The 24,769-nt window shown below is 48.5% G+C and carries 16 protein-coding genes; 9 read left to right on the forward strand and 7 right to left on the reverse strand.

The window, feature by feature from the left end; all coding sequences use genetic code 11:
- Positions 1 to 232 precede the first annotated feature (232 nt).
- Positions 233 to 556 carry a hypothetical protein gene (locus tag BM257_RS04070; RefSeq protein WP_092068623.1) on the forward strand — a complete coding sequence of 108 codons (324 nt, stop codon included), beginning with the start codon at positions 233 to 235 and terminating at the stop codon, positions 554 to 556.
- A 173-nt stretch (positions 557 to 729) separates the two neighbouring features.
- On the opposite strand, the gene BM257_RS04075 is transcribed toward BM257_RS04070, so the two are convergent.
- On the reverse strand, positions 730 to 1,824 hold the full coding sequence (locus BM257_RS04075; RefSeq protein ID WP_092068626.1) for a helix-turn-helix domain-containing protein: 1,095 nt from the start codon (positions 1,822 to 1,824) through the stop codon (positions 730 to 732).
- A 142-nt stretch (positions 1,825 to 1,966) separates the two neighbouring features.
- Between BM257_RS04075 and BM257_RS04080 the strand changes: the two genes are divergently transcribed.
- The 7 genes from BM257_RS04080 to BM257_RS04110 all read left to right on the forward strand — a co-directional run bounded on the left by BM257_RS04080 (position 1,967) and on the right by BM257_RS04110 (position 9,783).
- The gene (locus BM257_RS04080) at positions 1,967 to 3,175 is read left to right on the forward strand and encodes an esterase (protein ID WP_092068629.1); all 1,209 of its coding nucleotides are present in this window, start codon (positions 1,967 to 1,969) and stop codon (positions 3,173 to 3,175) included.
- 24 nt (positions 3,176 to 3,199) lie between these two features.
- Positions 3,200 to 4,444: an esterase gene (locus BM257_RS04085; RefSeq protein ID WP_092068632.1), complete on the forward strand. Its 1,245-nt coding sequence runs from the start codon at positions 3,200 to 3,202 to the stop codon at positions 4,442 to 4,444.
- Positions 4,445 to 4,477: 33 nt separating this feature from the next.
- On the forward strand, positions 4,478 to 5,590 hold the full coding sequence (locus tag BM257_RS04090) for a penicillin-binding transpeptidase domain-containing protein (protein ID WP_092068635.1): 1,113 nt from the start codon (positions 4,478 to 4,480) through the stop codon (positions 5,588 to 5,590).
- A gap of 83 nt (positions 5,591 to 5,673) precedes the next feature.
- Positions 5,674 to 7,215 (forward strand): glycine--tRNA ligase, encoded by a 1,542-nt coding sequence (locus BM257_RS04095; protein ID WP_092068639.1) that lies wholly within the window; start codon positions 5,674 to 5,676, stop codon positions 7,213 to 7,215.
- Between the two features lie 24 nt (positions 7,216 to 7,239).
- Positions 7,240 to 7,851, forward strand: a complete 612-nt coding sequence (locus BM257_RS04100; RefSeq protein ID WP_092068642.1) for an FKBP-type peptidyl-prolyl cis-trans isomerase — start codon at positions 7,240 to 7,242, stop codon at positions 7,849 to 7,851.
- A gap of 39 nt (positions 7,852 to 7,890) precedes the next feature.
- The gene (locus BM257_RS04105; protein ID WP_092068644.1) at positions 7,891 to 8,727 is read left to right on the forward strand and encodes an AAA family ATPase; all 837 of its coding nucleotides are present in this window, start codon (positions 7,891 to 7,893) and stop codon (positions 8,725 to 8,727) included.
- A 45-nt stretch (positions 8,728 to 8,772) separates the two neighbouring features.
- Positions 8,773 to 9,783: a DUF4435 domain-containing protein gene (locus BM257_RS04110; RefSeq protein WP_092068647.1), complete on the forward strand. Its 1,011-nt coding sequence runs from the start codon at positions 8,773 to 8,775 to the stop codon at positions 9,781 to 9,783.
- On the opposite strand, the gene BM257_RS04115 is transcribed toward BM257_RS04110, so the two are convergent.
- The 6 genes from BM257_RS04115 to ruvA all read right to left on the reverse strand — a co-directional run bounded on the left by BM257_RS04115 (position 9,752) and on the right by ruvA (position 23,532).
- Positions 9,752 to 10,708, reverse strand: a complete 957-nt coding sequence (locus BM257_RS04115) for a type I phosphomannose isomerase catalytic subunit (protein ID WP_092068650.1) — start codon at positions 10,706 to 10,708, stop codon at positions 9,752 to 9,754. The genes BM257_RS04110 and BM257_RS04115 overlap by 32 nt on opposite strands.
- A gap of 20 nt (positions 10,709 to 10,728) precedes the next feature.
- Complete coding sequence (locus tag BM257_RS04120; protein WP_092068653.1) at positions 10,729 to 12,189, reverse strand: TrkH family potassium uptake protein; 1,461 nt, start codon at positions 12,187 to 12,189, stop codon at positions 10,729 to 10,731.
- The gene (trkA, locus tag BM257_RS04125) at positions 12,183 to 13,541 is read right to left on the reverse strand and encodes a Trk system potassium transporter TrkA (protein WP_092068657.1); all 1,359 of its coding nucleotides are present in this window, start codon (positions 13,539 to 13,541) and stop codon (positions 12,183 to 12,185) included. Before trkA ends, BM257_RS04120 begins: the two co-directional genes overlap by 7 nt.
- A complete protein-coding gene (dxs, locus tag BM257_RS04130; RefSeq protein WP_369821303.1) occupies positions 13,538 to 15,406 on the reverse strand; it encodes a 1-deoxy-D-xylulose-5-phosphate synthase in 1,869 nt (622 codons plus the stop codon). The genes trkA and dxs overlap by 4 nt, the downstream gene beginning before the upstream one ends.
- A 97-nt stretch (positions 15,407 to 15,503) precedes the next feature.
- Positions 15,504 to 22,877 (reverse strand): T9SS outer membrane translocon Sov/SprA, encoded by a 7,374-nt coding sequence (gene sprA, locus BM257_RS04135; RefSeq protein WP_092069331.1) that lies wholly within the window; start codon positions 22,875 to 22,877, stop codon positions 15,504 to 15,506.
- Positions 22,878 to 22,929: 52 nt separating this feature from the next.
- Entirely contained in the window at positions 22,930 to 23,532 is a 603-nt protein-coding gene (gene ruvA / locus BM257_RS04140; RefSeq protein ID WP_092068659.1) for a Holliday junction branch migration protein RuvA, read from the reverse strand.
- A 229-nt stretch (positions 23,533 to 23,761) separates the two neighbouring features.
- On the opposite strand from ruvA, the gene BM257_RS04145 reads away from it, so the two are divergent.
- Positions 23,762 to 24,661: a diaminopimelate dehydrogenase gene (locus BM257_RS04145; RefSeq protein ID WP_092068662.1), complete on the forward strand. Its 900-nt coding sequence runs from the start codon at positions 23,762 to 23,764 to the stop codon at positions 24,659 to 24,661.
- Positions 24,662 to 24,769: the final 108 nt, after the last annotated feature.

The raw sequence follows: 24,769 nt of genomic DNA on the forward strand, positions 1-24,769 counted from the left end.
TCTGAATTAAGGAAACTTTTGTTAGTTTTTCTTTAGAAAACCTTTATGATATCCCAAAGAATTAGTTTCTTTGGAGAAGTTCCCGAAGATACTCACGCATTCCCGAACTTCGTTCGCCTACCCGTAGCCTTTCGAAAAAACTCAAGATTTTCTTGGTTTTTTGCTCATTTAATCGTATCTTTGTGCCATTAATTAACCTAATTAGCAACTATGGGATATAATATCAAGTTCAGTGTGCATCGACTCCGTCGGCTTCACCCCCGACAGACAATTCCTCAAGCAGTTGCACGAGCACGGCTACCATTTCGTCAATGCCACAGGCAGAGGACGGGTGGGGCACTCTACCGAACAGTCGGAGGAACAGGTAAAAATGCGGCTCGACCAATGGTTTAGCAGTCATGAGATGCTGACATGCAGGCAGATGATGGGACTTTTCGGTATAACAAGGTATATGGCGAATAAATGGCTTGACAGTCTTTGTGTCACCCCTTCACCCTATCTGTATCCGAAGAAGATAGGGGGAACCGTTTGTTATTATCGTCATACTAAGAAGTGAGAAGGCATCCTAAGCAGTTGCAAGTGCCGTTGTCATCGATGTAAAGTGCCGTTATAAGCAATCGTTACAAGCATCCTAATCGGTTGTCGACTCCAGTCGACAGGGTTGCTGACTCCAGTCGACAAGGTTGCTGACTCCAGTCGACAGACCTGCTGACTCTATGTCAACCATCGTTAACTATCTTCTTTCATCCAGGAGGTGACGGTCTGACCCATGAAACGCTTGAAGGCGAGACCGAAGGTGGCATAGCTGCGGAACCCACTCTCGTTGGCAAGTTCCAGGGCAGTAAACTGTTGCTTCTGTTTCTTCCTCTCACGATAGAGTTTTACGAAGTGCTGGATACGCAGTCTATTGATGTAAGCATTATAGGAGATACCCTCTAGTGCGAAATAAGTACTCAGATAGGTGCGATTGGTGCCAATCGCCTTGCTGAGCTCGTCGAGGGTGATGTCATGACGCAGGTAAAGCTGGGTGTCCTCGCAGAGCTCTTTCAGCTGGGTGCCGATGCCGGAGGGAATCGTCAGCGCAGCTTCTGAGGCCGTCTGTGTGTCGATGCTGACAGCCTCCTCTTGGGGAATGGGCTCCAACTGCTGTAATGTCTCCACACGCCATAGTAGGAGAGCTATTAGGATGAGGTCGTTCACCTGAACCCAATACGCATAGGCGATATGGCTGACATTGTTGCCATAGATGCCGAAGAAAAGGAAGAAGATTGTCAGCACCAACAGACTCTTCCACACCTCCTTGTGCTCCAGGTCGGCATAGTTGTCGCGCAGCCAGTAGCTATACTGTCTTACATGATACACGAAGTAAAGCAGACTGGCAAGGACCAGCCATTGGAAATAGGTGATGGATATCGTTAGGAAGGTTTCGTCGTGCCGGATGATACATACTGCCAGTCCGACAAGTAAAGGCAATAGCGACAGGATGACTGGCAGGAGCGAACGCCTGCGGTCTTGCAGCATGGAGAGTAGTATACCGGCCACTGTGATAATCAGTGTCGCACCGTCAAGTCCGACAGCTATAGCTAAGTACGCTAAGGAGTCAGGGTATTGTCGGAAGAATTCTAATTGAAACCACCACCCATGACTCAAGACCATAACGGCAAAGAAAGCTGCTACCCAACGGCGCAGACGTATGGACGAAATGATATCAGGGGCGAAGGCATTACCCCTTCGAAAGAGTGTATAACAGCAGGCAGCGGCAGCCACAAAGGTCACTCCTGCGTATAACATGACATAAAAAATGTCTACATCGTATTGTATCATTTTTTCACATCCTGATTGCTACTGCAAAGTTAGCAACTATTTCCGAATGTTCCAAATTATTCTGATAAGTTTCTGTAAAAAACTTGTAGTCTGAGAAAAAAAGTGTATATTTGCACCATCCAATAAACTAATGACAACAACTATGAGAAAAATGATGATGATGGCTACCCTCTGTCTGATGGCAGTGGTAGCACAGGCTCAGCAGAACTTGAGCTGGGGACAAGGTCCTCAAGTAGTATCTCCCGATGTGCATGCTGACAACAGTGTTACTTTTAATCTGATAGCCCCGGAAGCACAGAAGGTACAGATCACTGGTGATATGCTGCCTACAAAGAAGGTGGAATTCGGCGGTAATATTTACGACGCTCCTGGAGTGGTCGACTTGGTGAAGAACGACAAGGGCGTATGGAGTTTCACTACTGAGCCGCTGATGCCAGAGCTCTATACCTATAATATGATTGTGGACGGTGTGAAGATCATCGACCCGCTGAACGTCTACAACATCCGTGACATCAACAACCTGTTCAGTGTGTTGCTCATCGGTGGTGATGCACGTACAGATCTCTATAAAGTCAATAAAGTGGCTCATGGTACTGTCAGTAAGATATGGTACGAGAGTCCGACGGCAGGACTTACACGTCGTCTGACGGTCTATACACCTGCTGGCTATGAGACAAGTAATAAGGAGTATCCTGTGCTTTACTTGCTTCATGGAATCGGTGGGGACGAGAATGCGTGGAGTGAGCTGGGACGTGCCGCACAGATCCTTGACAACCTGATTGCGCAGGGTAAGGCAGAGCCGATGCTGGTGGTGATGACCAATGGGAACATCTCGCAGGAGGCTTGTCCTGGTGAGACCAGCGAGGGCTTCAAGGTACCTACTATGATGCTCCCTAAGACGATGGAGGGTTCATTTGAGACCGCCTTCCCTGATGTGGTGAAGTTCATAGAGAAAACATATCGTGTGAGGAAAGATAAGGCTCACCGTGCCATCGCGGGTTTGTCGATGGGCGGCTTCCATAGTCTTTTCATCAGCATCAACAACCCGGACCTCTTCGGCTATGTAGGACTCTTCTCCGCAGCTGTGGACCAGCAGCAGGCTGACCCTAACGGTTTCCCCAATATTTATGCAGACCGTAACAAGAAGATTGACGCTCTCTTTGCCAAGAAACCGCAGCTTTTCTGGATTGGTATCGGCAAGACGGACTTCCTCTTCAAGAACAATAACGATTTGCGCGCCTATCTTGATTCCCAGCATCATAAATATACCTACCTCGAGACAGAGGGAGGGCATATCTGGCGCAACTGGCGCATCTATCTCTCTGAGTTCACACCCTTATTATTTAAATAAAGACCTATTGAGTAAATCCGTATTATGAAAAGAATATCTATGATGATGGCACTGGCAGCGATGTGCTGCCTGAATGTTCCAGCCCAAGAGAAACTCTTCCAGAGTGCCAATGTACAGTCTCCTGTCATCAACAAGGACGGGACCGTGACATTTAACCTATTCGCTCCCAAAGCTGTTAAAGTGGAGGTAACGGGCGACTTCTTGCCTACACAGCAGATTGATGTCCCTGGCTATGGTAAGTATGATGCCCCCGGCGTTGCTCAGTTGAAGGAAGGTGAGAATGGTGTATGGAGCTATACCACAGACAAGCTGGCTCCTGAGATGTATAGTTATACCTTTAATATTGATGGCATGAAGGGCGTGAAGGATCCTGCCAATATCTATGTGAATCGTGACATCGTGTCGTTCACCAATATCTTCATCATTAGTGATGCGAAAGGGGACAAGGGCGACCTGTATCGTGTGAATGAGGTGCCCCATGGCAATCTGAGCAAGGTCTGGTATCCTAGTCCTACGCTGAAGATGCAGCGTCGTATGACCGTCTATACTCCTGCAGGCTATGATAAAGGCGGTAAATATCCTGTGCTCTATCTGCTTCATGGCGCTGGTGGTGACGAGAATGCCTGGAGCGAGCTCGGACGTGCCGCACAGATTCTTGACAATCTGATTGCTACAGGTAAGGCAAAGCCCATGATTGTAGTGATGCCAAACGGTAATCCCAATTGTCAGGCTGCTCCTGGTGAATGGTCATGGGGTATGTATACCCCAGGCTTCCGCGATAGCGGTACTGGTCCTACAGCTCCAGCAGTGGCTACGATTCCTGCCAGTTTCATGGATATCGTAAACTATGTCGATGCCAATTACCGCACCATTAAGAGTCGTGCGGGACGTGCCGTTTGTGGCCTCTCCATGGGTGGCGGTCACACCTTCGGCATCAGTCTGTTATACCCTACGACATTCGACTATTACGGACTCTTCTCTGCAGGTTTGCATCTCGGTAAGAACTTCAATATGAATCAGCCCTTCGCAGAGCAGATAAAGGAAGATCCCGATTTTGCCCAGCAGAGTGCCCGCCTCTTCGGTAGCAAGCCAAAACTCTATTGGATGGGTATGGGTAAGACTGACTTCCTGTATCAGAGCACTGTCGACCTGCGTGCCTATTGGGACAGCAAAGGTTATCCCTATGAGTATGTTGAGACCGATGGTGGACATATATGGCGCAATTGGCGAATCTATCTGACGATGTTCGCTCAGAAAATTTTCAAATAGAAAGGTAGAGAGAATTTATCTTGTTACCTTTGCATGATGAAAAGATGGTATATATGCAGCATGATGCTTTGGATGAGTATCGTGGCAATGTGTCAGCAGTTGCCGACAGACGGTCCGCTGACGATACGCCCGATGCTGCAACAACTGGGCGAACAACTGTTGAAGGGAAAGACAGGCAGTATCGTGGCTATCAATCCTGCCAACGGCGAGATACTCTGTATAGCGACCAATACGCCGAAGGGGAGTGATGTGCGACAGGCTGTCGGGAAACCGCAGGCTCCTGGCTCCACCTTCAAGACAGCACAGGCACTGACCTTGTTGTCGGAGGATATTGTGACACCTGCCATACAAGTGGTCTGCAACAACGGGGTGACAGATGAGAATATTAAGGTGGGGTGCCACCAGCATCGCTCTCCGCTTGCCTTGAGGGACGCGCTGGCACAGAGCTGTAATACGTGGTTTCTGATGACCTTTGCCTCGATGATCAACGACAACTTTGTCTATAACGACAAGACAGAGGCTATTAATACATGGCGTAGTTATATGCAGAGCATGGGACTGGGTGGTCCGATGCATATCGATATTGAAGGTGAGCAAGGTGGACTGCTGGCTGGTGCCGACTACCTGAACAGGCGTTACAAGAACAACTGGGACGGCAAGACCATCTGGTGGGCTGGCATGGGACAGGGTGATGTGACCTGCACACCCTTGCAGCTCTGTAACCTCGCAGTGACCATTGCCAACCGAGGGTGGTTCTTCGTACCTCATATCCATCAGGGAACCAAGAACAAACGTTACCTCACCAAACGATGGACAAAGGTGAAGAAGTCGGCATACCAGCCTGTGGTGGAGGGGATGAAGATGGCTGTGGAGAAAGGGACGGCAACATGTATCCGTACTACATACCCGATTTGTGGGAAGACGGGGACGGTGGAGAACCCTGGGAAAGACCACTCCGCCTTTATCGGTTTCGCTCCTATGAACGACCCGAAGATTGCGGTTTCAGTATATATTGAGCATGGAGGCTTCGGAGCTGATATGGCAGCTCCTATCGCCGGACTCATCATCGAAGCCTATCTGAAAGGCAAACTGTCGCCATCCTCTTCGGCTAAAGCCAAGCAGCTGACGGCAAAGAAGACTCGCTGAAATTTGAAAAAATGCAAATAAATTTGCTTTTTTGCTCACTTAATCGTACCTTTGCACCCATCATTTCGAAATTATAGTATTTTATGGCACAAGAAGATGTATTTAAGAAAATCGTAAGCCACTGCAAGGAGTATGGTTTCGTATTTCCCAGTAGTGATATTTACGATGGATTAGGCGCCGTGTATGACTACGGTCAGAATGGCGTGGAGTTGAAGAATAATATCAAAGAATACTGGTGGAAGTCGATGGTCCTGTTACACGAGAATATCGTAGGTATCGACTCAGCCATCTTTATGCACCCAACGATATGGAAGGCTTCTGGTCATGTGGACGCTTTCAATGACCCCTTAATCGACAACCGTGACTCCAAGAAACGCTATCGTGCTGACGTGCTCATCGAGGATCAGATCGCCAAATATGACGAGAAGATCCAAAAAGAGGTGGAGAAGGCACGCAAGCGCTTTGGTGACTCTTTCGATGAGGCGAAGTATCTCGAGACCAGTGAGCGTGTGAAGGAGACCAAGGAGAAACGTGATGCGTTGCACGCCCGTTATGCCGCTGCCATGCAAGGTCCCGACTTGGAGGAGCTGAAGCAGATCATTCTCGATGAGGAGATCGTATGTCCTATCAGTGGAACCCGTAACTGGACGGATGTGCGTCAGTTCAATCTGATGTTCTCCACAGAGATGGGTGCCAGTGCCGACGGCTCTATGAAGGTTTACCTGCGTCCAGAGACGGCTCAGGGTATCTTTGTCAACTACCTGAACGTGCAGAAGACGGGACGTATGAAGATTCCTTTTGGTATCGCTCAGATCGGTAAGGCATTCCGTAACGAGATTGTTGCTCGTCAGTTTATCTTCCGTATGCGTGAGTTCGAGCAGATGGAGATGCAGTTCTTCGTAGCTCCCGGCACAGAGCTGGAGTGGTTCCCCAAGTGGAAGCAGACTCGTATGGCTTGGCACCAGGCATTGGGCTTTGGTGCAGAGAACTATCGCTTCCACGACCACGATAAGTTGGCGCACTATGCCAATGCCGCTACGGATATCGAGTTCAAGATGCCATTCGGTTTCAAGGAGGTGGAGGGTATCCACTCTCGTACCAACTTCGACCTGTCGCAGCATGAGAAATATTCTGGTAAGAGCATCAAATACTTCGATCCGCAGACTAACGAGAGCTATACTCCGTTCGTCATCGAGACCTCTATAGGCGTCGACCGTATGTTCCTCTCTATCATGTGTCACTCCTTCTGCGAGGAGAAACTGGAGAATGGAGAAACGCGTGTGGTATTGAGACTGCCTGCAGCCTTGGCTCCTGTGAAACTCGCCGTGATGCCGCTGGTCAAGAAAGACGGTCTGCCTGAGAAGGCTCGTGAGATCATCAACGACCTGAAGTTCCACTTCAACTGCCAGTATGATGAGAAAGACTCTATCGGTAAGCGCTATCGTCGTCAGGATGCCATCGGTACTCCCTATTGCGTGACCGTCGACCACGACTCGCTGAACGATGGCAAGGTAACCCTCCGCTTCCGTGACACGATGGAGCAGGAGCGCGTGAATATCTCTGATCTCGCATCTATCATCGAGGATAAGGTAAGCATCGCTTCTTTACTGAAAAAACTTCAGTAATGAGAAAACTTCAGTAATGAGAAAATGAAAAGGAATCATTCTGTTATTTTCAGACTGTTAAATTATTATATTGCAGCAACGATGTCGCTGCTTGCTTTTACTGCCTGCAGTGAGAGAGACGATACCGTTCAGGAATATGCCGACTGGAAGAATAAGAACGAGCAGTTCTTTGAAGCCGCTTACCTCTCCGATGATTATGACTTGAAGCTAAAGAAATACTCTCTGGGCACAAGTTATGTGGCAGGTCATACTGACTATGTACTGGTGGATAAACTGGGCAGCGAGATGGGAGCCCCTGAGGTGACTCCTTATCTAAGTGATACAGTACAGATACATTATGTGGGACGTCTGATTCCGTCTCCCTCCTATAGCACGGGATATCAGTTTGACCAGAGTTATCTGGCACCATTTGACATAGATACGGCTGTTCCTAGTAAATTTGCTGTCAGTGCAGTCGTACCAGGATTCGGCACCGCTTTGATGCAGATGCATCGGGGGGACTACTGGCTAGTCGTCGTTCCCTATCAGTTAGGATACGGAACGAGTGAGAATGGTACTATTCCAGCCTATAGCACGCTTATCTTCGAAGTTCGCTTGGAAGACTTTTGGACAAAAGAGAAAGGTGACCGCTATTAAGCAGGTCACCATTTTATTTTATTTAAACAGGTCATCGATATGCAAAAGTATGCGGATTATATCAAGAGGATAGAGATAGACTCCCTTTGGGGAGGTCGGAAACATATTGTATGGGATCTTGACCCTAAGGTGAATGTGCTTAGTGGTATCAATGGTGTGGGTAAGTCTACTATCCTGAACAGGGTAGTGAGGAGTATCGCCATCAATGGTGATTTACTGAACCACATGCTCAAAGGGGTACATATCATCTCAGAGCCAGAGGATGCTACCCATGTGCGCTTCGACATCATCCGCTCGTTAGATAGTAATATCTCCCAGACCCTGACGGAAGGGGAGGCTGTGATGCGCGAGACCTTGTCGGCTCTTGCTGGCATGGGAGGTGGCTCGTTGCTAGATATGCAACTCTATAACCTGCAACGTAAATACCTCGACTATCAAGTGAATATAGGCAACCGTATCATTGCTGAGTTGCAACAAGGGAATACGGATGCGGCGCAACACCTGTCTGAACCCAAGAAACGCTTTCAGGATATCGTTGACGATCTCTTTAATGAGACAGGAAAGAAGATTGTACGTACGGAGAATGAAATCCGTTTCTCACAGATCGGTGAGATCTTGCTACCCTATAAACTGTCAAGTGGAGAGAAACAGATCCTTGCCATCCTCTTAACAGTATTGGTGGAAGACCAGCAACCTTATGTTCTTTTTATGGATGAGCCGGAGGTGTCTCTACATATCGAATGGCAGAAGCGACTCATCGACTTGATACAAGAACTTAATCCTAACGTGCAGATTATCCTGACCACTCATTCGCCAGCTGTCATTATGAACGGCTGGATGGATAAGGTGACAGAAGTGAGTGACATAACAGTATAGCTTCTATAGTCACTATAGTACCTATAGTTCCTATAATATATTACAATGAGCAGGCTGAAGGATCATCTTAATAGTCGCTATTTCGAGGCTGCCAACCAGATGACCTCGAAAAAGGCAAGGCGGAGAATCGTAGCTTATGTGGAAAGTTACGACGATATCTACTTCTGGCGTACCGTCTTGGGACGCTTTGAGGATGATAAACGCTACTTTGAGGTGATGCTGCCTTCCCACCAGAAATTGGAACGTGGGAAGAAATCGGTATTGATGTCCTTTATAGAGGGTAGGATAGGAGAGGATATGATCGCCTGTGTGGATGCGGATTATGATTATCTGCTACAGGGTGTCACTCCACAATCGAAGAAGGTGGTGGAGAGTCCTTATGTGTTCCATACTTATGCTTATGCTATCGAGAACCTGCAGTGTTACGCACCCTCTCTTCATGATGTCTGTGTCGCCGTCACCCTCAACGATCATCGTCTCTTTGATTTCGAGGATTATCTTACGCAGTATAGTGAGGCGATATTCCCTTTGTTTATATGGTCGGTATGGGCATACCGTACAGGTCGGCATAACCAATTCTCCCTGTCTGATATGGCAAGGGTGATAGACCCGGGGGGCTTCAATGTCTTTGATCCGCAACCGTCTCTTGACCATCTCCGTCAGAAAGTCTGTAGGAAGGTTAGACAGCTACAGACAGAGTTCCCTGGTAATAAGGAGTCTTATCTGAAGCTGAAAGCGGAGATTAAAGAACTGGGTGTTACTCCACAGACCACCTATCTTTATGTACAAGGGCATTCCTTGTTTGACAATGTGATAGTCCCTATATTAAATAAGGTGTGTAACCGGCTCCGTCTGGAAAGACAGGATGAGATCACGCGGACGGCACGGCATCATACGCAACGCAGAAACGAGATGTCCTGCTACGAACACTCGTTGCAGGACATCCGTCAGATGTTGAAGAAAAATAGTGGTTACATGCAGTCAGAACAATTCCGTCGTGTACAGTCAGATGTGGAGCAGTATCTTACGATAGGACATAAGTCTCCAGAAACTTAATAGTTCCCTCTGTTCTTATCTCTTTGACTGTAGCAGGGATAAGGACGGTCTCACCAGCATGGAAACTCACTTCTTCCCCGTCAATAGTCAATGTACCCTCTCCCTTCAGTCCAATTAGGATGACGAAAGAGTCGAGTTCACTATAGTCTATCGTCATCGGCTCTGTCAGGTCGTAGACTGCAGTGTTGAAATAAGGACACTCCACCAATAGCTGACTCTCGTTTTTCTGGGGGGTATACGACGTGCGGTAATCCTCAAGGACGGTATAGTTAATGCTCTCAGAAGCCTCCTGGGTGTGTAACTGACGATAGTTGCCGTCCTTGTCCTTGCGCTTGAAGTCGTAAATTCGATAGGTCACATCGGAGGTCTGCTGGATCTCCGCCAAGAAGCAACCGGCGCCAATGGCATGGATGCGTCCTGCGGGGATAAAGAAACAGTCACCCTCTTTTACCTCATATTGGGCAAGAGCGTCACAGATGGTGTCATTTTCTACCATCTCCTTATATTGCTCAGAGGTAATTTGCCGTCTCAGCCCGTTATAGAGTTTTGCCGTTGGAGCGCTGTCCATCACAAACCACATCTCGGTCTTACCACGACTCTTTCCCTGTCGGTGGGCTATCTCGTCAGTGGGGTGTACCTGTATACTCAGGTCCTGACGGGCATCGATGAATTTAATAAGTAAGGGAAACTCATCGCCAAAACGCTTATAGTTTGTCTCACCGACTAACTGTCCTTTCATTTCATGTACTAATTGATTGAGGGATCGCCCGTCACCAATGGTTATCGTTTCATTATCCTTAACACCAGAGATCTCCCAGCTCTCACCCACATTCTCCATTTGTGCATTGAGTTTCTTGAAGTGGATAATCTTGTCGCCTCCCCATAGCGTCTGTTTTAATAATGGTTCAAATTTGTAGTAATTCATATATGCTAGTTTGATTCAGATTAATTGTCTCTCCAGAACCCTCGTGTGAACAATACCAGAACACTCATAATCTCCAGACGTCCTACCAGCATCAAGAAGGAGCATACCCATTTGATGAAGTCAGGCAACTGGCTCCATGACATCTCTGGACCAATCTGTGTCCCAAGAGATGGTCCGACATTACTGATACAGCTCAAGGCAATGGTGATGGCGTTCGTATTGTCAATTCCCGCTACTATCATAATCGTTGCGGATAATAGTACCATCAAAGTGAAGATGGCAAAGAAGGCAAGTAGTGAGTTCAGCTTCTGCTGAGAAACAGGTTGCCCGTTGATCTTCACAGGAAGGACCGCATTTGGATGGAGCAGTTTATGGAATTCATTGCGTAAGACCTTCATAATCATCACACCACGGATACACTTGAATCCACCAGTAGTGGAACCAGCACATGCTCCTAAAAACATCAAACAGCCAAGGATGACCCATGTGATGTGAGGCCATAATGCCGCATCGTCATTGAAGAGTCCTGTGGTGGTCATAAACGATACTACTTGGAATAGAGAAGAACGGAATGCTCTCTCTATACCGTATCCGTTATGTGACATCAACAGATACATGATCCATATCGTGGATACGGTGATGAGAAAGATATACAGTTTAAACTCTGAATTCTTGAAAAGGTTGGCGACCTTTAAGCGGAACACAGCGAAATAGAGCATGGTGAAGTTGATACCTGCCAGGAACTGGAACAGGATAGCGATGTACTCAATTGTCGGTGACCGGAAAAATGCCGCAGAGTCATTATGAGGAGAGAAACCACCTGTCGCCGTTGTGGTCATCGCATAGTTGATACTGTCGAAGACGTCCATCCCCGCAATATAGAAAGAAAGGACACAAGCAATGGTAAGCGCAGAATATATGGACCATATCCATTTGGCGGTGGTGGAGAGACGGGGGTGCATCTTCGAGCGGATAGGACCTGTAGCTTCCGCAGCAAAGATCTTCACGCTACCGCTTCCTACCATAGACGGTAGAATGGCAATGGTGAAGAACACGATTCCAAGTGCCCCAATCCATTGAGTCTGTGTACGCCAGAACAGAATAGCATGTGGCATCCATTCCACATCATCAATAATGGTGGCACCCGTCGTAGAGAATCCGGACATGGTCTCGAAGAAGGCATCCGTCACATTATCAATATATCCTCCAATAAGAAACGGAATCATGCCAAACAGACTGAATACCGTCCATGTCAGCGTGACTAGAAGATAGGCATCACGACGACCCAGATTGTTATTGGCGTTCCGCCCTATGAATTTAAGGATAAAGCCACAACTGAAGGTAAACAACGTGGACAGCAGGAAAGCCATCATATCGTCTTCCATATAATAGAATGATATACACGTGCAACAGGTCAGCAGTGATCCTAATAGTAGGAGCAGCGAACCGATGATCTTGTATATCAATGGATAGTTTACCATAAGATATTTGACTTGAAGAACTTCTCTATCTTTTTCAGATTCTGTTCATGACAGAATACCATGACAGAGTCACCTGCCATGATTTGTGTGTTACCATTGACAAGGATTCCCTCGTCATGACGAACGAGACCGCCGATCGTCACACCAAAAGGAAGCCCTAAGTCCTTTACTGGTTTCTTGGTAACTCTGGAACCTTCTGCCGCGGTAAACTCCGCTACATCGGAGTCGACCATCATCAGAGAACGGACATTGCTGACATCCGCGTCCAGCATCATTTGGTAGATATGACTGGCGGCTACTGTCTTCTTATTAATAATCGTTCCGATATCCAAACTCTCTGCCATCTCCACATAGTCAAGGTTCTCAACCATAGCCACCGTCTTCCTGACACCGAGTCGCTTGGCGGTCAGGCAGGCTAGAATATTCGTCTCTGCATTTCCTGTCAGGGCGACGAAAGCCTGTGTATTGTCGATACCCTCTTCCTGCAATAATCCAAGGTCACGGGCATCTCCATGGATGATCATGGTGTCTGTGTCGCAAAGAAGTTCGTTCAACTGCTCACAACGCCGCTCGCTCTTCTCAATGATTTTCAAGTTCATATATTCAGGAAGCGTCAACCCCACGCGAACGGCAGTCTTTCCTCCACCCATGATAATGACATTCTTCACATCAGCATAATGCTCCTTTCCGGAAATCTTGCGTATATAAGGAATATACTCGCTGGTCGTCATGAAGTAGGCGAGGTCGTTGACACATAATTTATCATTACCACTCGGTATCAGTGTCTCGCCACCACGTTTGATGGCTACGACATGATAAGGGTCATCAGGACCGCAGAGGTTCTTCAGTGGCTCATTGAGTATCTCACAGGTCTTTCGTAGTTTGATACCCAGCATTACCAAAGCACCGCCATGTACGTCCCAGCGTTGTCTGACCCATGACATTTTCAGACCATTCGTGATGTCGATGGCGGCAAGGACCTCAGGATAGATGAGGGAGTTGACCCCCATTCCCTCGAAGAATGGCTTCAGATGTGGTGCCAGGTATTCGTAGTTATCAATACGTGCAACTGTCTTCTTGGCTCCTAAAGCATGGGCAATACTGCATGCCGCCATGTTTTTGCTCTCATCTGGTGTCACCCCGACAAAGAGGTCAGCGGATTCCGTGCCGGCATCCTTCAGCGTCTTGATACTTGTCGGAGAGCCTTGGATCGTCATGATATCATAACGACCGTCAAGACCTGCCAGTCGCGAGGCATCCGGGTCAATCAACACACAATCCTGATGATCGCGTGAAAGGAGTTTTGACAGGTGAGTTCCAACGGCACCTGCACCGGCAATCACAATCTTCATGACTCTATCGCTTTTCTGATACTTGAGGCATCTAAGCCTACGATATGATGTAGTTCCTCAACAGTGCCATGTTCGACAAACTGGTCGTCTGGCATACCAAGACGGGTGACACGTGGGGAATAGCCGTGGTCGTTCATCCATTCCACTACGGCAGATCCTAAGCCGCCATTCTTAACACCGTTCTCCACCGTGATGATGTGCTTGTATTTCTCGGCGACTTCCTGGAGGATATTCTCGTCAATGGGCTTCAGGAATCGCATATCGTAATGGGCAGCAGTTGTCCCCTCTACAGCTTCCGTCACGTTATTACCTATCGGACCAATAGAGAGCACGGCGACATCCTCTCCGTCTTTCATCTTCCTGCCTGTCCCCACTTTGATTTCCTCAAAAGGACAACGCCAGTCCATCAAAACCCCTCCACCTCTTGGATAGCGGATAACGAAAGGCCCCTTGTCAGGTAACTGGGCGGTGTACATCAGCCGGCGTAACTCATGCTCATCCATGGGGGAGGAGATGGTGAGGTTGGGTATAGGACGAAGTGCTGCAAGATCGAAGGCACCATGATGGGTAGGACCGTCTTCTCCTACGATACCAGCACGGTCGAAACAGAAGACGACATGCAGGTTCAATAATGCGACATCGTGGATGATATTGTCAAAAGCTCTCTGTGAGAAAGCGCTGTATATATTACAGAAGGGTATCAGTCCGTCTTTCGCCATACCTCCAGAGAAGGTGACGGCATGCCCCTCTGCGATGCCAACATCAAAAGCCCGGTCTGGCATCTCCTTCATCATGATGTTCATAGAACAGCCTGATGGCATTGCGGGTGTGACACCCACAATCTTGGGATTCTGTTTCGCCAGTTCCAACAGTGTGTGTCCGAAGACATCTTGGTATTTCTGAGGCTTGTTGGGGTCTTTGTCTACCAGTCGCTCACCTGTCTCTGGGTCAAACTTGCCTGGTGCATGCCATGTTGTCACGTCTTTCTCCGCAGGGGCATAGCCATGTCCTTTTTGCGTATGTAGGTGTAACAACTTAGGACCTTTCATGTTCTTTAGCTGATTGAGGATACGTACCAACTCCTTTACATTATGTCCGTCGAAAGGTCCTAGATAACGAATGTTCATACCATCGAAGATGTTCTGCTGATGGGAGATAGCACTCTTCAAGGCATTAGCTAGTCGCTGGAGTCCGTTCTGACGCTCATCACTCATCAGCCCCTTCCTGTGCAACCAGTTGTTAACCTTGAATTTGATGGCATTATATGTCTCATTGGTACTTAAATCAATCAAGTATTGCTTCATGCCACCTACAGAACGGTCGATAGACATGTTGTTGTCATTTAGAATAATCAACATGTCATTGGGAGATGAAGATACGTTGTTCAGTCCTTCAAAGGCGAGCCCACCACTTAAAGCACCATCACCGATGACAGCCACCACATGACGATTGTCTTTACCGGTTTTCTTGGCTGCTACTGCCATACCTAACGCAGCAGAGACAGAGTTGCTGGCATGCCCGCATGCAAAAGTATCATACTCGCTTTCATAGGGTGAGGGGAAGGGACGGATACCTCCTAACTTACGATTGGTACAGAACTGTTCTCGACGTCCTGTCAGAATTTTATGACCATACGCCTGATGTCCTACATCCCAGACAATTCGGTCTTCTGGGGTATTATAGACATAGTGTAAGGCGACGGTCAGCTCCACTACGCCGAGACTGGAAGCAAGGTGTCCAGGATTCACTGAAAGCTCCTTCACGATATCGTCGCGAAGCTCTTGGCATAGTTCTGGAAGTTGGTCGACCGACAACTTACGTAAGTCGTCGGGATATTTGATGTTCTTGAGTAATTCCACCTTAATTCGTATATTACGGTGCGAAGATACAAAGTTTTTTTGAAATGACAAAAAATATAATGAGAAAAAAGGACGAAGGAGCTTTGCTCCAATTGAAAAAATCTTATCGTGTCAGACTGAATTTCAGTGATAAGCCGAAATCGTGAGTCGTCGTGGGATAACTGCTGGCAGAGAGTAATGGAGTGTTTGTCTGTCTGTCATAATATGCGCTGAGCGTCAACAATCTGGACAGGGTATAGTCTGCCATAAAAGATATCTTCAATGCTGTGTTACCACTGCTTGCGGCACTTGTCTGCGAGGCGATATCACGAGTGATGGCAGCCTGTTTACGCAAAGAGAAGTCAAGACGCATGTTCAGGTCATGATTGACACCAGTCTTCGGTGCGGTTGTTGTTGCCGTCTGTTGCTTGTCATTAGCTTTCTTCCTGCTGCCACGTTGTGCTTTCTTGACCTTGCGGTTGCCATTGCTTCCGAAGAGGTTGAAGTCACTGATCTTGTAGGCAAGACCAACCACCCAGTCGTTGGAACGGCTCTCGTTAATCTGGACACTCGTCATGGAAAGGTTCAAGACACGTGTGGTACGATACTCTACCTTTGCCGTGAGGTTGTTTTGGAAAGTGAAATCAACACCAATTAATGGCGAGAACGATTCGTTGAGGCTGACCGTTGGAACATTATAGCCTAAGAGCGAGTTGGTGCCGGCATTCGCCGTGTAGCTTCCTACCGCATAGATGCTCTTATAGGCATGGTTGAAGGTCACGCTCTTGAACACGTCGCGGAACCACGGGAGTTTCGACAGTCCTGTATAGCGGACGGTCCAGTTCGGTAACAGACGTGTCAGTGACGGGAAGAAACTGAGTCCTCCTCCACTGCTGGTATAGGCGGAGAGGAAGGCTGGGATCATCACGCTGGCATGGTATTGGTCAACACTGGTGCCATATTGCGCCTCCGCCCTCTGCTGGTAGGAGGCCAGCAAACTACAGAACCTGTCGAACGAGGCGGAATGGAACCCATTGTTGGCATCCCCAATACCTTCAAGTGCTGATTTCAGGGAGATGGTAGTCATCGTGAAGGTACCACTCTGCGTCGTCGGCATACCCTCAAACATATACTGTATGGATTTCGCCTTCGTCTCTGTACGACTGGCATTCAGGTCAATCTTCAGGTCACGGAAAGGTTCCAGCGTTGCCTTTATCTGTAAGTCCTTTGTCAGATTTGTGGTAGCAGGAGTTGCCACACTGTCGACCTCTAATAACCAACCATTGTTGTGTGCCTTCTGGATATAACTATCGTCAACCATACCAAAGGCAAAACCTAATCCTGGTGCCATCACACTACCTGTCCGTTGTCCGAAAGCATCTCCGATATTTGGCAGGAAGCCTGGAATTGACATGGAATACTGGTTGCGATAGGAGATTCCGATAGAGCGCACCATCATCAGGAGACGTGCACCTGTCTGTGCCGGTTTGTACCACCACTGTTTCTCTGAGGGCGGTTTGGGCGCGATACTGAGCATCAGTTGGATGGTGTCACGATTCTTGATGCGGATACGATTGTCATCCAGGACTTTGTATTTTATAGCATACTTCTTACCATCCTTGGTACGTGCAGTGACGGTCAGTTTCTTGGTTTTCTTACCATGGTTGACGATGATGGAGGAGTCTGCCATCAACGTAACCTCCTTCTGCCATGCATTCTGGTTCTTGGGTAGTATCTTCTCCTCCTTCTTGTTTTGTTTAGCGTTTTTATCTTTCGCGTTCTTATCTTTTGTATTTTTGTCTTTCGTGTTATTTCTCGTTTTAGAGGTATTGGCACTTGCCGCTTTCTTGAACCTTTCATTTGCTTTCTTCAGGAAAGGGATATGGTTATAGAGTGTCTCCATATTGAAATTACCGTTGATATTCAACTGACGGTTATTCGCAATGGTGTTTCCTAAGTTCGTTCCATTCTCAAGGTCCGTACCACGTACCCATCGATAAGTTGCATTATACGACGCATCTGCTGTCATCCAGTCAAAGATAGGCAGTTTGTTGAGAGGGAACTGGAAAGAGGCAGTGAAATGTTGCTGGTAGTCAAGAGGTACTCCGAAGTGGAGGATACTATGCCATACCGAGTCCTTCCAAGCCTCATAGCGGTCAGGATAGAGGTCTTTGTTGATAGGTCTCTCGTCATAAGGCTCCTCGATTTCCGCATGAGTCGCCGACTGGAAGTTCAGGTGCAGGTTCTTGGTAAGATCCCAACGAAGGGAGAACTCACGATTCCACAGGAATTGTGAACTCCAGGAGACAGGGAGCTTTTGTCCTCCAAGATCCTCCATGTCCCGTTCTTGCAGCTCATGGTAGAACCTCTGTATATCCGTATTGAAGGAGATGTTCTGTGGTAACCAGTTCAGTCCGAACTGTTTCGGATATTGTGCCCATTTGGATTTGCTTTTACTCTTCTTGAAAGGCTCCCATGGCTTATAGACCGGAGAATAGCTGTAGTTCAGGGCTCCACGCCACTGGTTCTCGTTCTCATAGACAGTTGTCTCACCACTAGTATGGCGATGGGAGTTGCTGTAGGAGAAGGAGAAGTTAGCAGGGTCGTATGGCATAGGATGCCTCTTGGTCTTGATGCCAACTCGTACGTTTGACAAGGAGAAATTGGTAGTGGTCGATTTAGTCACGGCGATACTCTCAATAGAGTCACGTTCCTGTTTAGAGGCAGCGGCGTCCAGTGCGTCCTTCAGTTCCAGGTCGGTGTCTAACGGGTTATATTTCGGTCGTCTCTCCTCTTTGGTGATGGAATAATAGAGTGGTGCACTGACTTTCGCTTTGTCGGGGAAGAATTTACCCAGATCCACATTGGCTGTGATGGAGTAGGTCTTGTAATCGTCGTTGGAGCGTTGCAAGACGCCCTCTTCCAGTCCGCCGAATCCTGCTGTCATGATTTTTCCCGTCATATTGATCGAGCCGATGTCGGAGAGTTGCACATTCAGAGCACCGCTGGCAGCCCAGCCGCCATTGTTGTTGGTGTCCATCAGACGTAACTCGTTGACCCATACCTCTCCCGACTTATGCTCGTTGGAGATGTTGCGCACACCGATCATCATCGTCTTGACCTCTCCAAGTGTCGGGTTACCTACTATACTGGCTGTATTGGAAGGATTACTGGGGTCTGCTATTGAGTATATCTGGTTGAAGGAGGCACCACCGCTGGCTCTTGACTTGTTACGTTCCTTCTTAAGTGTGGTAAACAAATTCAGGTCGAGGTCCAGCATGTTCTCCTTTGGCCATACGGCACGACAGTCCTCCACGTTATATTTGTTATAGTCGTTACGGTCAGGAGTCAAAGAGAGAGGAATCTCGTATTCATAGTAATTGTTCTTATAGTCACTGCCAAAGCGGATGAATAAGGCGAGCTCTCCATTTTTGAGATTATAGTCGTCAATCAGGTGGTTGGCATGATTGAACATCTGTATATGTTTATAACGGCGCAAGTCCAGCATGGTATTCTTATAGACAGCCTTCGACTCACCAGGTGCCAAGTCGCGGACATCCATTTTCATTGACTGCTCGTTCTCTTCCACCAGCTGTGGCTGTGAGGGGTCGGTCACCCTGCTGATACCTGGTGGCAATACATAGTTGACGGGTCGTTTGTCGTTGTTCTCCTCGATGTTTACAGCACTGACCTCTAAGATGCCACTCTCGGAAACAGTGGATAGCGGTTGCTGATAGATACGCCACTCTCCACGCACCAAGTCAAGAGAGCCGAAGCGCAGGACGATGGGACGTTTGAACTGGGTGAGGAACATACGCATGAAACGCACACTGGTGAAGTCGCTGATGTTACCCACACAGTCCTCATACTGGTCGAGGGGGATGCGGAACTGATACCATTTCACGGTCTCACGGTTACCGTTACGCAGGGAGACACTTGCCTCACGGATGTCCGTGATATGGTTTCTGCCCAACACCATATCCTCTGGTCGGATACTGACTTTATATTGGAAGTAACGCTCGTACTCGTTGAGGGTGAAGTCCTGGTTGATATCCTCCACGTCCGGGAAAGTCTTGTAGCTGGTGTCATAACCCTCCGTCTGCTGGTCACTGTCAGGAGAGTTTCCCTGAGGCATGTTGATACGCTTGTAACGGTCGAGGATAGATGCCTGTCGCTCGTCAAGGTCTCTGCCGCGGAAATAGTGGTAGTTGTCATTGGCAGGGTCAGCGTTCCAAGCCGCACGGACACTGTCATTCACATTGACACCATTGAGGAAGTTGGCATAGGCAGGTTTGGAACGCTCTTCCTCGTCGTTAAGACCATTGAAGCCAACATCCTGTTTGGCTCGTGAACCTGGTGAGGTGGCGAAGGCGTATGTCTGAGTGGCTTGGATAGGTACCTTACCCCACGGGGTATAAGAGAAATTATTCGTACCGTCTACAGGCATACCACTCTCATAGAATTTCTTACCGTCTTTCAGGATATCCTCGCTGACCTCTCCGAGATTGATATAGAGGTCGCCACCATATTCGTTAGCATCACTCTGTTGGTTGGTATAGATGAAGGGATCCAGCAGCCAGAACTCAATATACTCCACATTGGCTGTCTCAAAATCGTTGGTGTCCAGCTTACGCATCATACCGCCCCATCGCTGCATGGGTCTGGTGAGTTTTCCCATGACGTCAACATCCGTGTCCAGGTTGTAGGCGCCACGCTCTTGCGGATAGTAGGCAAGGTTGAGGATAGGAAGTGTTGCCGTAGCACCGCTATAGGTGCTCTGCTGGCGGTTAGGATACAGCTCGCTCACATAGACGGCACGGACATAGTGGTTCGACAACTGCTCGAGGTCGCTCTTGATATGACTGGGTGTCAGGGAGGAGGTGCGGTAGGTGAAGAGTGGGTCGATGTTATACCAGGCGAGGAGTGAGCGGTTGAAGCCACTCGTCACGGAGTCTTTGTCATTATATTCCTTGAACATGGTAGGCACGCTCGACATTGTCCATGACTTGGGCTCGCTGACGTCAAGCCCGTTTTTCGCGTTCTCGAAGTCGTCAATATACGAGGCATTATCCTGAGTACCGCCAGCCTGTCCGGCAATCAGTTGTGCGAACTCTCCCGTAAAGGAGATTTGTGAGGGTTGTGTACAATGCAGGAAAGGCAGTTTGTCGAGTATGTTCGTCAACCACTGACTCTCATGTTTCCAGTTGATATTAAGTCCCCACAGCATGTTACGCAGAGGCTCCTGTCCCATCGTGACTTTCGAGGTCAGGGTCTGTTCTGTGAGATACTGGAAGGTACCACCTACTTGCAGGTCTTTCGAGAAGTCATACTCCCAGTTAAGACCTAGCATCGTCTTACGCTGCATACCATAATCAGTATTACTCTCCAACGACACGTTGACACTTGTTCCGGCATCGATGATGCTCTGGTTGAGGATGGTCACCTCACCAGCGGAGTAGTCGACACTATAGTCGGAGCCTTCGTTAAGGATGACTCCACCGGCTGTCACGACCACCGAGCCTTGAGGTACGTTATAGGCTCCCAAGGAGATGACGTTGGCAGCGGTGCCCTTAAACTGTCCCACCAACAGGTATTTGTTCTTGTCTGTCATCTGTTTGGCGGCGGTCCTCGTGGTGTCGTAGAGCTCGCTGAACGTATATTTGGCGATCTTGTCGTCAGGGACATGATTCTTCTTCAGGAACTGGCGGAGCGTCTTGCCAAACGGTTCGACGGAGGGAAGGAAAACACGACCCTCGCTGACGGTATATCCTTCTACGTAGTCGAAGAATCCATTGGGGTGAGCACGGTTGTTGTTGTCCAGACGGTCACAGCCAAGTCCACGCAGCAAGGTGATGTCCTTCACCTCAGGGATATAGGTCAGGTAGACACCTGCCGTATCGCTCTGGAACTTGATGTCGAGTCGGAACTTGGTCTTCTCCACATTCGATGCGAGGTAGTAGACGTTCTTCATCATCAAAGGCCAGTTGTTCTGGGAGGGGTTGTTGCTGGTATTCTTCAGCGACTTCACATAGAGCGCCTCGTTGGCTCTGGTCAGGTCACTGGCAAACTCTCCCACCTGGTAGGTCTGTCCTCCATAGGTGAACTCAAAGGCGACAGCCAGGACCTGGTCGGTCTGTAGACCTGTCTTGAGGGAGACGTATCCTAATGCTTTATTGACTGTGTATTCCGAACTGGTGAGCAGTCGTGCGGCGGCTAGTTTCTCATAGTCCACGCTACCCACGAATTTTCCGCTATTATCAAGAATTGTCGATGTCAGGTCGATATTACGGGCTTCGGCATAGGTGGTAATCATCTCGTTATACTCCCTGTTGGCGCTATTATCGGGGATGTTAGAGTCTTTACCTCCTTTTCCCCATTCAGTGGAAGTACTCTCGCCAAGATCTGTGAGTGCGATGATATTACGGGTATTGGCTGTCGTTCCCGTCTTGTTGGTGACCCATATCTCCACACGGGTAATCTGGATACCTGTCATGAGGTTGGGCAGTTTCTGCATGGCATCATCGTAATGCTCCCTGAAATACTTTGCCAGGAAGAAGTGGCGGTTCTCCTCATAGTCAGCGATGTTAAACTCGAAGGGAGTCAGTTGCACACCACCCTTGGAGGATACACTGGTCGTCGTGGATTTCTTCTGGGAGAAGACGGTCTGCAGTTTCAGCTTGCCAAACTGCATATCGGTACGGACACCAAAGAGGCTGGAGGCTCCTTTGACCAGTGAGTTATTGGTGGGGAAGGTGATGTTACCAGCCTCGATGAGTTTGATGATCTCGTCCTCCTTACCTTCGTAACGCAGTTTGATATTCTTGGTATCGAAGTCGAAAGTGGCGTCCGTGTTGTAGTTCAGGTTCATATTCACCTTATCACCAACCTTACCGTTCACGTTCAGGTTGATCTTCTCGTCAAAGTCTATCGCCTTCGTGTTCCTGTTACGCTCTGGTAGCGACGGGTTGTCGATGCTCTTGAAGTTTGCGCCTAGCTTCAGCTCGGCAGTACCTTGTGTCTTGATACGCACACCACCCGGTCCGAAGATCTTCTCCGCAGGACCTAAGTCGAAGTGCATGTCGGCAAAGTCGAATTTGTCCTTGCCCTTGGTGGCGAAGTTGGCAGCGTTCTTCTGACGGAAGAAACTGCGAAGCTCACGCTCACGACTCCATTCCTGGTATTCCTCCGGGGTCATCAGGATGGGGGCGTTGAGGTAGGAGCTGCCGATCTTCGAACCAATCAGGTACACACCTGTGGAATCGTCGTATTCCGCCTGTTGCTTGATGTTCTCAGGCATACGGAGGTCGACGACGGAGCTGTCAAGGTCGCTCACCAATACGGGAGTTGTTCTCTTGATTTTCCAACGGGGGTGCAGCAGAGAGTCGGGAATCTCGTCATCCTCTGTCACCAACGTGGGTTGTGCCTTGATGGAGTCTTTGTCGTCTGGGCGTGAAGGGAAGGGGAATAATGCTGGCAGCATGTGTGCCAGGGCAACCATGCTGATGAGCAGAAGGATAATATATACGCCGAACCTCTTCACGCGAAAAACCTTACTTGATCTGTTTCAATGCCAGTTTGACAACCTGCTCCACGGGAGCGTCAGGCTGTTCTTGTAAGATGGCGATGACGACTTTCTGGGTAGGGGCAGGGGAGAATCCCAACATAGTGAGCGCTGCCACTGCCTCGTCGCGGACGGCATTGTTGATGGGGGTGGCGATGGTTCCGCCAGCAGGTATCTCGTCGGCGATACCCAAGGCGACAATCTTGTCACGAAGGTCGACGATGATACGCTGTGCCGTCATCTTCCCAATACCCTTGATACCTTTCACGATTCGTTCGTTGCCTGTCGAGATCGCACCGCAGAGCTCTGACACACTCATCGACGAGAGCATCATGCGAGCGGTGTTGGGACCTACGCCACTGACGGAGATGAGTAACTCAAACATCTCCCGTTCTTTCTTGTTCACAAAACCATACAAGACATAGGCGTCTTCCCGAATCGCCTCATAGACATAGAGTCTCACCTCTTTCTTGCCTTGGATGGCACTGTAAGTGTTCAGCGAGATATTCAGACCATAGCCCACTCCTGCCGCTTCAACCGTTGCTAATGCAGGGGTGAGTTCCGTCAACTCGCCCTTAATGTATTCTATCATTTGCGCATTGTATTAATACAATGATATAAACGCAGACAGTTCGCGATTTATTGTATTAGCCTTTGCTTACCCTATGCGAGATGGCAAAAAGATGTTATTTTTGAAATTTTTCTTTCTTTTCGTTACGTTTTTAGTCGAAAAAGTGTAATTTTGCAACCGAAATCGTACTCTTGGTACGCTTTGCAAGAAAAGAATTGAAGAAAAAACAACTAGATAATAGAAAATAGGTATGAAAAAGATTCGTGCAGCCGTCGTTGGATACGGCAACATCGGTAAGTTTACCATTGAGGCGCTGGAAGCCTCGGCTGATTTTGAGATTGCAGGAATAGTACGTAGAAACGGGGCTGCCGACAAGCCTGCGGAGCTGGCTCCCTATGAGGTTGTGAAGGATATCAAGGAACTCAAGGATGTCGATGTCGCCATCCTTGCTACTCCTACTCGTTCTTGTGAGGAGTTCGCCAAACAGATTCTTCCCTTGGGTATCAATACTGTCGACTCGTTTGATATCCATACCAATATCCGTGGCTATCGTGAGCGTCTGATGGAACTGAACAAGAAGACCAACACCGTCAGCGTCATCGCCGCTGGATGGGATCCGGGCTCTGACTCTATCGTACGCACCCTTATGCAGAGTCTTGCCCCCAAGGGCTTGAGCTATACGAACTTCGGACCAGGTATGTCTATGGGTCACTCTGTCTGTGTACGCTCAAAGGCTGGTGTGAAGAACGCACTGTCCATGACGATTCCTCTGGGCGAGGGCATCCATCGCCGTATGGTATATGTCGAGCTGGAGGACGGTTATACTTTGGAGCAGGTGACGAAGGATATCAAGGCGGATCCTTATTTCGCCAATGACGAGACGCACGTGTTCGCTGTCGAGTCAGTGGATGCCGTGAAGGATATGGGGCATGGTGTCAACCTCGTCCGTAAGGGTGTGAGTGGTAAGACTCAGAACCAGCGCCTGGAGTTCAACATGAGCATCAATAATCCGGCACTCACCGCTCAGGTACTGGTCAACGTGGCTCGTGCCTCCATGCGTCAGCAACCTGGTTGTTATACGATGATCGAGATTCCTGTCATCGACATGCTGCCTGGTGAGCGTGCTGACCTCATCGAGCATCTGGTATAAGATTGCACTCTATACAACAAGTATTTTTTTCATGGGAGAGGTTGGCTAACCTCTCCCATCTCTTTGCATGCATATTCAATGAGTATTTTTACAGCAGATTTAAGCGAA

The sequence above is a fragment of the Prevotella sp. tf2-5 genome (genome assembly GCF_900115435.1).
Classification (GTDB): domain Bacteria; phylum Bacteroidota; class Bacteroidia; order Bacteroidales; family Bacteroidaceae; genus Prevotella.